The 10068-nt window shown below is 62.6% G+C and carries 9 protein-coding genes; 3 read left to right on the plus strand and 6 right to left on the minus strand.

Annotation, left to right across the window (positions count from 1 at the left end; all coding sequences use genetic code 11):
• Window positions 1-104 precede the first annotated feature (104 nt).
• The 5 genes from AC5DC2_RS12605 to AC5DC2_RS12625 all read right to left on the minus strand — a co-directional run bounded on the left by AC5DC2_RS12605 (window position 105) and on the right by AC5DC2_RS12625 (window position 6134).
• A complete protein-coding gene (locus AC5DC2_RS12605) occupies window positions 105-1103 on the minus strand; it encodes a LysR family transcriptional regulator (RefSeq protein ID WP_491698717.1) in 999 nt (332 codons plus the stop codon).
• A gap of 84 nt (window positions 1104-1187) precedes the next feature.
• Window positions 1188-2426: an amidohydrolase family protein gene (locus tag AC5DC2_RS12610; RefSeq protein ID WP_491698718.1), complete on the minus strand. Its 1239-nt coding sequence runs from the start codon at window positions 2424-2426 to the stop codon at window positions 1188-1190.
• Window positions 2427-2430: 4 nt separating this feature from the next.
• The gene (locus AC5DC2_RS12615; protein WP_491698719.1) at window positions 2431-3621 is read right to left on the minus strand and encodes an amidohydrolase; all 1191 of its coding nucleotides are present in this window, start codon (window positions 3619-3621) and stop codon (window positions 2431-2433) included.
• Between the two features lie 9 nt (window positions 3622-3630).
• Entirely contained in the window at window positions 3631-4662 is a 1032-nt protein-coding gene (locus tag AC5DC2_RS12620) for a questin oxidase family protein (protein ID WP_491698720.1), read from the minus strand.
• A 17-nt stretch (window positions 4663-4679) separates the two neighbouring features.
• Window positions 4680-6134: an NAD(P)-binding domain-containing protein gene (locus tag AC5DC2_RS12625; RefSeq protein ID WP_491698721.1), complete on the minus strand. Its 1455-nt coding sequence runs from the start codon at window positions 6132-6134 to the stop codon at window positions 4680-4682.
• A 207-nt stretch (window positions 6135-6341) separates the two neighbouring features.
• On the opposite strand from AC5DC2_RS12625, the gene AC5DC2_RS12630 reads away from it, so the two are divergent.
• The 3 genes from AC5DC2_RS12630 to AC5DC2_RS12640 all read left to right on the plus strand — a co-directional run bounded on the left by AC5DC2_RS12630 (window position 6342) and on the right by AC5DC2_RS12640 (window position 9465).
• Complete coding sequence (locus AC5DC2_RS12630; protein WP_491698722.1) at window positions 6342-7622, plus strand: ABC transporter substrate-binding protein; 1281 nt, start codon at window positions 6342-6344, stop codon at window positions 7620-7622.
• A gap of 134 nt (window positions 7623-7756) precedes the next feature.
• Entirely contained in the window at window positions 7757-8650 is an 894-nt protein-coding gene (locus AC5DC2_RS12635; RefSeq protein ID WP_491698725.1) for a carbohydrate ABC transporter permease, read from the plus strand.
• Window positions 8647-9465: a carbohydrate ABC transporter permease gene (locus AC5DC2_RS12640; protein ID WP_491698723.1), complete on the plus strand. Its 819-nt coding sequence runs from the start codon at window positions 8647-8649 to the stop codon at window positions 9463-9465. Before AC5DC2_RS12635 ends, AC5DC2_RS12640 begins: the two co-directional genes overlap by 4 nt.
• Window positions 9466-9789: 324 nt before the next feature.
• Here AC5DC2_RS12640 and AC5DC2_RS12645 read toward each other — a convergent pair.
• On the minus strand, window positions 9790-10068 hold a 279-nt coding region (locus AC5DC2_RS12645; RefSeq protein ID WP_491698724.1), incomplete at its 5' end, for a class II fructose-bisphosphate aldolase.

Genomic DNA, 10068 nt, shown 5'->3' on the forward strand with positions numbered 1-10068 from the left:
AACCGGACTAAGTTTTATGCAGTTTAGATTTGTGCCTACATTATGATCATGTCATTTGACGTTCGGCAATTCCGCCTGGGCTTATATGCGGTATAGGCGTGTGCTTATACCGCTGCGAGCGCGGCAAGCCCGGCCATGGAGGCCGGCGTCGGCCGCGCCACCAGATCGGCCCCGTAACGCCTTGAAACATCACGAATAAGATTGCGCACCCAGAGATTGGCCGGACTTTTATGCGCGCGCTCATGCCAGAGGAGATAAAGCCGCATATTGCCGAAATCGCGCGGCGCGGGAACGACGCAAAGGCCATAATCCGGGTATCGGTCCACAACGAACTCGGCATAGGGCCGCGCCGTGGTGAAGATCAGGTCGGTGCGCGCGATCACCGGCGGCACCAACGCATACTCCGGCACGGAAAGCGCCACCCGACGATTGACGCCAAGCTGTTTCAGCCGTCCCCCGATGGGGCTGAAGGCGGGCCGGACGACCGAGCCGAGCGAGAGATGCGGCAAGTCGAGATAATCATCCATCGACATCGCGCCCGCCCTGGCAGCGGGATGGTCGGCCCGCAGGATGCAGGCGGTCTCGCAATCGAAGATCGTGCTGGAGCGCAGGCTTTCATGCGGCGCCGGCCAGTTGGCGACGAGAAGATCGGACGCGCCAGAGCTCAGTTGCTCGGTCAGATCGTCGCTTTCCGCCGGCGCAAAGAAATCGATCGAGGCTACCGGCGCTTCGTTGCGGAGCCTCTCGGCAATCGGCGGAATGAGAAAGCCGTTGAAACAGCTCATCGCCGAAATCCGCATGGCGAAGGCGGTGGTGGCCGGATCGAAGGCCTCTTCCGGGCTGATGGTCTCGCTGAGTTCCGCCAGGATGCGGCCAAGCGAGGCGCACACCGTCTCTCCCCGCTCCGTCACGGCCATGCCCTGCCCGCTCCTGACCAGAAGCGGATCGTCGAAAACCTGCCGCGCGCGCTTCAGCACGGCGCTGACGGAAGGCTGGCTTTGGCCGAGCCTGGCGGCAACGCGCGAAACATTCCGTTCGCTCAACAGAAGGAAGGTCGTGCGCAAAAACCGGACATCAATCGTGCCGTTCTGATCCGTGATCATGCAAATCGCCTTTCACATGCACAAAACGGTCTCCCGAAATAATGATATGCAATTTCCGTGCCGCACCACCGGCTTTCCGGCCATTCACGTCCGGGGAGAGCAGAAAAGCCGGGGCCGCGGACGCTCGAAGGTCATCGTCCCATTTCGCCAGCCTGCCAGCGTCGGCGCCGCCGTCGCCACGGCTTCCGCCGGGGTCTCGGCATCGAACAACACCACATTGGCAGGCGCGCCTGCTGCAATGGTCGCGGGTTGGCGTCCAAGCAAGCGCTCGGCCTGGGCGCAAACCATGTCAAACACGGTCTGAAGGTCGTCCGGCGTGCCGAGTTGGGCGATATTCGCATAGAGATTGGCCATGCGCATCAGCGAGGCATCGCCGAAGGGGGTGAACGGGTTCAGTACGTTATTGGTGGAAAGCGTGGCGACGCCGCCCGCCGCAATCAGCCGGTGTCCGGGCGTCATGCCGCGCGGCACAAGATGGGTGAATTCGCGACCATTGAGATAAAGATCGGTCGCCGGCAGCACGGTAAGCGCGATACCCGCCTCGGCAAGTCCCTCAAGCGCTTCGGCAAAGGCGTCAGGCTCAAGCGCGGAAAGCTTGGTGACGTGACCGATGGAGACGCGCCCCTGATAGCCGCGCCGTTTCGTCTCGGCGATGATTGCCGCGAGATTGGAGCCTTCCGGCTTCAGGTCGAAATCCACGTGGAAATCGACATTGACGCCAAAACGCTCGGCAAGATCGAAGATCTTCGTTACATGGACCGCCGGATCGGCATCGGTATAGGGGCAGCCGCCAACCTGATCGGCGCCGTTGGCCAGCGCCTCGGCCAGCATCACCTCCGTGCCCGGATCGTTCGTCAGCCCCTCCTGCGCGAAGGCGCAGATGATGATTTCGATCGCATCGGCATAGTCGCGGCGGATCGCCCTGATCGCCTCGAAGGAACGGAAGCCGGCGCGCGGATCGACCTCGACGAAGGCGCGTATCAGCATCGTGCCATGCGATATCGCCTGTTCGACCACTTTTGCCGCGCGGGCATAGACATCCGCCTCGGTGAAGGCGGCCTTGGCCTTCGCGGTTTCCCGCACGGCCTCGGCAAGCGTACCCTCGCACAGCGCGCAACGAGCGATGATCCCGGCCTTGTCGAGGTGGATATGGGTTTCGGTCAGCCCCGGCGTGGCCAGCCTGCCACCGGCATCAAAAGACGGCGCATCGCAGATGATGCCGCTTGCAACAGAGGCGATGCGATCACCGGCAAAGGCGATATCGACCGGCATGTCCTGCCCAGAAAGTTGGGCGTTGCGGATAAGAAAGTCGATCTCAGCCATCAGATCACACCAGCCGCCCGGCTTCGGCAACCTTGCACCCGGCCTTGAACACGGCGCGGCTCACGGGGCGCTCGGCCAGCGTTTCGGCAATGCTGCCGCAATCGACCAGCATGAAATCGGCGGGTGCGTCTTTGGCAAGCGGCTCCGCTCGACCGAGCACCGCGCCGGAGGCTTGGGTCACAAGCGCAAAGGCCCGCTCCAGGTCATCGTCAGCGCGGAAATCCTGCCGGTCGCAGATGATGCCGGCGCGTTCGATCAGATCGCCATTGCCGAAAGGCGACCAGGCATCGCGGATATTGTCGGAGCCGGCGAAGACCCGGACGCCTGCTTCAGCCAGTCGCCTGACCGGCGGCATCGGCACCGGACCGGGGCCGTTGGTCATGATCGAGACTTCGGCACGCGCCAGAAGCGCCGCCGTCCGGCTGAATTCCGCGTCGTCCAGCTCGCCAAGGCAGAAGGCATGGCTGACCGCCACCCTGCCCTGAAGCGACAGCGCGATCGTGCGCGCGGCGATCTGGCGCAGTTCGAAAGCGCCCAGCGCGCCGCCATCATGCAGATGCAGGTCGACGCCGACATTGTGCCTCTCGGCAACGGCAAAGACCGCATCGAGATGACCCTCGATATCATCATCAATGCCGGCCGGATCCAGCCCGCCGACGAGATCCGCGCCCGCCGCGACCGCCTCGTGCAGGAGGTCGGCCGTGCCGGGATCACGGATAATGCCGGACTGCGGAAAGGCGACAATCTCAATGTCGACCAGATGACCGTGGCTTTGTCTCAGCGACAGCACCTGCTCGAGGCCCTTGAGGCCGATCTCGGCGTCAATATCCACATGGCTTCTGACGGCGACCGTGCCGAGCGCTGCGATCTTCTCGATCAGCGCGCCGCCGCGCGCCGTCACGGGAAGCGCCACCGTGCGGCGCAGTTCGCGCTCGGCGGCGATCCGTTTGGCGACGGTATCACCCGGAATATGCGGAATGAAGGGAAGGCCGATCAGCGTCTTGTCGAGATGGATATGCCCGTCGACCAGCCCAGGCAGGATCATCCGGTCGGCGCCGTCGATCCGCTCTGCCGCGTCCGGCACCTCTGCCGCTCCTTCCGGCCCGAAACCGGCGACGCACCCTCCTTCGACCAGAAGCGTAACGCGCTCGCCCCGATGATTGCGGATGTTTTCAACGGCAATAGATGTGGGCAAAGGCTTTCCTCAGTCGATCAGGCGAAGGCGGCGGGCGGCGGCGACGCGGTAGAGCCGGTCGCCGCCCCAGGCTTTCTGCTCCTCGGAGGCGGAAAAGATCAGGCTGACGTCATGTTCGTCATAGGAGGCAATGGCCGCGGCCTTGATCTCCGGCCAGTCGGGAGCGGCGCGTTCGCGCATGTCCTGCACCTCATCGGCCGTGGGGAAGACCGGAAAGCCGATCTTCGGCACAAGCGCCGCGATCACCTGCCAGAAAGCACGGTAGAGCGGCTCCACCTTATCCTCGTCCACATGCGGGGTGACGAGGCGCATCCAGTGCATGCCGGTGACGGCGTGAAGCGCGGAAAAATCGAGCGTGAAGGCAAAGGCGACGAGCGAGACCTCGGTCATCCGCCGCACCGTGTTGTCGTGAAAGCGCAGCCGGTCGATCACCGGCGCAAAGCCCGGAAGCGCGCCGACAGCACGGATATTGTGCCAGAGCAGGTCGGTTTCGGTCTCGTAATCGCGGATGCCCTCGATCTCGGCGATGCCGGCCAGCACCTCCGCCGGATCATCCGTATCGGCGTCGAAACGACCAGGCCCCGGAAGCGGCAGATAGGTCGCCGCCCAGTAGCCAAGCGCGTGACCGACCTCGCGGGCGTCGTTCTTCAACACGCCATAGGCAAGCCGCATCAGCGGATGGGTTGCGCTTCCCGCGATGCCCTGCGTCATCGCCGGCAGATAGGTGCGGATCGCCCGGTCAATGCCGAGCCGCTGCGCCTCGCCGACAAAAAAGCCGCGATAATCCGCCTCGCGCGCACGCTCGCCCAGCGCTTCCTGCCAGTCGGCGGGATTGACCGGCGCCACTGGTTCCGGGACAGGCGGCACGGCATGGGCATCGCGATAGGCCTCGTACCATTCATCGAGCCGCTCGGGCGATGCTCCGAGCCGGTCGAGCGCAATCAACACCATCGGCACGTGATTGGCGAGCAAATAGGGAAATTCGACGCTGCGTGTCTGGGCCTTCGCCAGAACGGCATCGAGTGTCAGCGGTGTTGTCATATTGTCCTCCCCGGCTGTCAGGCCGAAACCTTTCCGCGCGGATTGAAATGCTGTTCGCGGTAGCCGGCAAGCTCTCCCCGGAAGCGCGCGGCGTCTTCCAGAAAGAAGGCCCGCGTCATGCCGTCGGCGATGCGGGCAATGCCGTATTTGATCCCGGTGATGCCATTGGACACCGGTCCAAGGCTTGGCACCGCGCCGCCATTGAACATATGGATGCGCGAGACCCAGCGATCGCTCACCGCATCCATCGGCGTCAGCTCGAATGTGCGCCCGAGATACGGCGCGTGCAAGACCGGCGGGCAATCTTCGCTGTTCGGCGGCGTGAAACGGTCGCGCCAATAGGCAAAGCGCCCGTTGAGGGGGACAAGCTCCGGCCGCATGGAAAAATCGATGCTGTAGCCGGTGCCCAGCAGAATGTGATCGGCCATCAGTGTGCCGTTCCTTGTCTCGGCGCGGATGCGGCCATTCTCGATGGCAAGCGATGTGATGCCGCTACCGAGTTCCATAATGAAATTCGGACAGGCGGTGGCGCGGTCATACTGGTCCTGCGTCGGCGGCACCTTCAGATCATAATAATGCCGCGAGAAGCGCCATTTCTCCACATCCGGCAGTTCGGCAAAGGCGCCGAGATAGCCCGGAAAATTGGTCCACGCCAGCACCTCGGTGCAGGCAAGCTCCTTAGCGCGCGCCACCATGGTGACACGCCGCGCGCCGTTCTCCAGCGCGGTCACCGCCCAGTCGAAACTGGAGGTCGCGGAACCCAGAACGATAACGTCCTTGCCCTTCAGATGGCCGTCTTCACCCTGCTCGGCGCTGTGTGTCCAGAACGCTTTGGGAAGCGCGGCGACATTTTCAGGCACATAAGGCCCGCCGCAGCCATCCATGCCGTTTGCCATGACCAGCCTCCGGCAGGTGATCTCGCCGGGCAGAGAGCCATTGCCGGAGATCGTCAGGCGCACGCCGTCGTCGGCCTCGGCCACCGCCTCAAGCCGGGTTTCATTGCAGACCGTCACGCCGCTCGCCCTGCGGAACCAGAGCATGTAGCGCATCCAGTCCTCGCGGCCGATCTTCTCGAGACCGGCAAAGATTTCGGCGCCGTAAACCGCTTCATACCATGCGCGCGGGCTCAGGCTCGGAATGCCGAAATCGGGTCCGGCCAGCGTCTTCGGGGAGCGCAGCGTCTTCATGCGCGCGGACGTGACCCACGGCCCCTCGCGCCCGGCCTCGGCCTGATCGATCACGAGAACGCCCTCGATGCCGCGACGCCTCAGCGCGAAGGCGGCCGAGAGCCCGTTCAGCCCGGCCCCGACAATCACGACATTGTAACGCGCCTCTTTCTCCGGCTTCTTCAGCCAAATCGGCGCCGCTGCCTCGATACAGTCCATCTCCCAGGCCGCGCGTGCGGCGAGCCGTTCAAGGCGTTGCTCAAGGTCGCCGGACAAGGGCGTCGAAAAGTCGGTCAGGCACTGCATTCTGGTTCCCGATCAGGCGTTTGCTCAATTTTCAGGCAAAACAGGCCGGATTTGTCTGATTTTTGGGCGATAATGTTCTTTTTTGTGATTTTTTACTTGAATTCTTTTTTTGTCAAGTGCGCTTGAGTGCGTTTTTGTTTGATGTATAGTGTTTATCGATCATGACATTCATTCCAACAACAAATGCATGACACAAAGGGGAACAGTATGAAAAACACAGACGCCGCAAAGCTTGCGACAGCGGGGCTTCTCGCCTGCCTGATGGGGTCCACCGCCCTTGCGCAGGACAAGCCCTTTTCGGGCATCACGCTCACTATCGCCTCTCAGAACGACCAGTTCGCGCCGGTGATCGCCGCGCTGGCGCCGAAATTCGAAGAGGAAACGGGCGCAACCGTGAAGGTCGACATTCTCGACTACGGCTCGCTCCTGACCAAGACCACCGCAGATTATATCGGCGATACCGAAGGCTACGACCTTGTCACCATGGATATCGTCTGGGCGGGAGAATACGCCGAAAACGGCTATTCGGTCGAGCTTTCAGAGCTGATCGAGCGCGATGCCGACGAGATCGACGTCGACGACATCTATCCCAAGCTGATGATGGGCCTCGGCAATTTCGAGGGCCGGCAGGTTGCTTTCCCCTTTGCCGGCTATGCCAATGTGCTGGCCTATAACAAGACCCGGCTGGATGCAGCCGGCCTTAAAGCGCCGACGACCATGGAAGAATTCGTCGCCGCCGCCGAAAAGCTGACCGATCCGGATGCCGGCCTCTACGGCTTTGTCGCCAACGGCCAGAAGGGCCCGGCCAGCGCCCAGGACTGGATGCAGTACAACAGCGAGATGGGCGGCGCGATCATGGGCGAGGACGGCATGCCGACGCTCAATTCCGATGCCAATGTGGAAAGCCTGAAGGTCTATCGTGACCTGTTCCGCAAGGCGGCGCCGCCCGGCGCTGCCGGCTATGACTGGGGCGGCCGCGAGGAAAGCTTCCGCCAGGGCGTTGCGGCGCTGATGCAGACATGGTCTGTCGGCGCGCCCGGCTATTACAATCCGGAGATTTCCAAGGTCGTCGATGACGTCGCCATCACCACCGCCCCGCATTCGGGCAGCGCGGCCCCGAGCTACGGCATCGGCGGCTGGGGCATGGCCATCAACGCCGACGTTTCCCCGGAAGAACAGGAGGCCGCCTGGGCCTTCATCAAATGGCTGACCAGCCCGGAGATCCACAAGGAATTCAATCTCATGGGCGCCGGCAGCTTCCTGCGCAAGAGCGAGATGACCGATCCCGACCTGCTGGAAAAATTCCCGTTCCTGCCGGTGCTTGCCGAAACTTTCGAGAACGGCAATTATGACTACCGTCCGCGCATCCCGGAATATCCGCAAATCCAGGATTTCCTCGGCACCGCGGTCAATTCCGTGCTGGTCGGCGATGCCGATCCGAAGGAAGCGCTCGACGCCGCGCAGGCGCAGGCCGAAGAGCTGTTCTGAGAACAGCGTTTGCATCAGCGGACCGCCCGTCAGCGTCCGGGCGGTCCGGCTCTCGCATGGATAGTAAAACCGAGGTTACGCGCGTGAGTGCGATCGCAGATCATCCGGGCATCGAACTGGTCGAACCCAAGGGCATGCCCTTTGCCGCGCGGCGAAAGCTGTTTCTCGTCATCATGGCCGTTCCCGTGGTCGCCTATGTGCTGGTGGTCGGCATCTGGCCGCTGGCGCAAGGCATCTGGTACAGCCTTTACGACTACAATCTGATCCGCCCGCAGCGGACGAAATTCGCCGGTCTCGACAATTATGTCGAGATCATCACCGATCCGGTAAGCCGGCAGGCGCTGATCAACACCGCGATCTTCACCCTCGGCGCGGTGTTCTTCGAACTGCTGCTCGGCTTCATGCTGGCGCTGGCGCTCTGGCGCGACGACCGGTTCAACCGGCTCGCGCTGGCGCTGATCCTGATCCCCGTCACCATCACGCCGCTGGTTGTCGGCCTCATCTTCAAGGGGCTGCTCGCCGCCGATTACGGCATGATCGGCTATTTTCTCGCCGAATGGGGCCTGACGGACCCGCGCGGCCTCCTCGCCGACCAGCACGCAGCGCTCGCCACCCTGATCTTCATCGATGTGTGGGAATGGACGCCGCTTGTGGCGCTGATCCTGCTCGCGGGCCTCAAGGCCCTGCCCTCCGACATTCTCGAGGCCGCCTCGGTTGACGGCGCGACGGGCCCGCAGAAGCTCAGGATCATCGTCATCCCGCTGATGCTTCCGGCCGTGCTGCTGGCGCTCATCCTGCGCACCGTCGATGCCTTCCGGGTGTTCGACACGGTCTATGTGGCAACCGGCGGCGGGCCGGGCAATGCCACCAACACGCTGATGCTGCATGCGGTCAAGCAGGGACTCGAGTTCTTCAATATCGGCCGCGCCTCGGCGATCGCCAACCTCACCCTCTTGATCATCGCGATCATCGCAGCTGCTTTCGTGATGATGATCCGCCACGCAGACAAGAAGGCGAACGGAAAATGACGGCAAAATACTGGTTTCAGGCGGGCCGCCGCGCCTTTCTCGTCGTCATGCTGGTTTTCTTTCTGGCGCCCTTCCTGTGGCTTGCAACCACGGCTTACAAGCCTTCCAGCGCGATCTTTTCGATCCCGCCGACCTTCGGTTTTTCGCCCACGCTCGATCAGTTCCGGACAATCTTCCGGCTGTTCGATGTCTGGAGCCTCTTGCGTTCGAGTGTGCTGATCGCCGCGGGCTCCGTGATCCTGTCGCTGGCGCTTGGCGTGCCGGCAGGCTATGCGCTGGCGCGCTCGAAAAGCCGCTATGCCATGGGCATTGCCTATTTCCTGATGGCGATCCGGATGATCCCCTCGGTCGCGGCCCTCATTCCGTTTTACCTGATGATGCGCGATATCGGCCTGCTCGGAAGCTGGATGTCGGTGGTGCTGATCAACTCCATGCTCAACTCCGCCTTCGTCACCTGGCTGATGTTTTCCTATTTTCGCGGGCTTCCGCCGGAGCTGGAAGAGGCCGCGCTGACCGATGGCTGCAGCCAGTTCGGCGCCTTCTTCAAGGTGGCGCTGCCGGCTGTGCGCGCCGGCATCATCGCCTGCGTTCTGTTCTGCCTGATGTTTTCCTGGAACGACTTCCTCTACCCGATGTTCCTGACGCGGCTTGAATCAAAACCGCTCTCGGTCGCACTTCTGTCCGCCTACGGCACCAAGGACATCACCTGGGGCACGCTCGGCGCGCTGGCGCACTTCTCCACCATCCCGATCGTGGTCGTGATTCTGTTTCTGAACCGCTATTTTGTGCAGGGGCTGACCAAGGGGATCCACTGAGGGCGGGTCTGTCGATGGCGAGACCTGGAAGCGGCAAAGCCGCCGCGAAGGCGGCGGCGTCAGACTGGCGACAAAGCAAACTCCACGCATTGCCGTCATGCTCGGGCTTGTCCCGAGCATCAGAGCAAGTTTCAGCGCGACAGGCGCATGCGACCAAAATCCATTTTGAAAACAGAATATCATCAACCACCCGCTCCGCTCGCAAGGAGGGGTGGCTAGATCCTCGGGACAAGCCCGAGGATGACGTGCATATGGGTGGCGAGGTTCGTCGACAAACTGAAGCCGCTGCGAAAGAAGCGGCCTTTTGGCAGCGCCTGCACCCGCTCAACCGATCTTCGGCGAAAGCGAGCCGTCGGCGTAGCGCCTGGCCATGTCCGACAGCGGGATCGGCTTGATCTTTTCGGCGTGGCCGGCCGTGCCAAAGGCTTCGAAGCGCTCGATGCAGAGCTTGGTCATCGCCTCCATGGCGGGCTTGAGATATTTGCGCGGGTCGAACTCCGACGGGTTTTCGGCAAAGACCTTGCGGATCGCGCCGGTCATGGCCATGCGGTTGTCGGTGTCGATATTGACCTTGCGCACGCCGTGCTTGATGCCGCGCTGGAT

The organism is Martelella sp., from assembly GCF_984369615.1.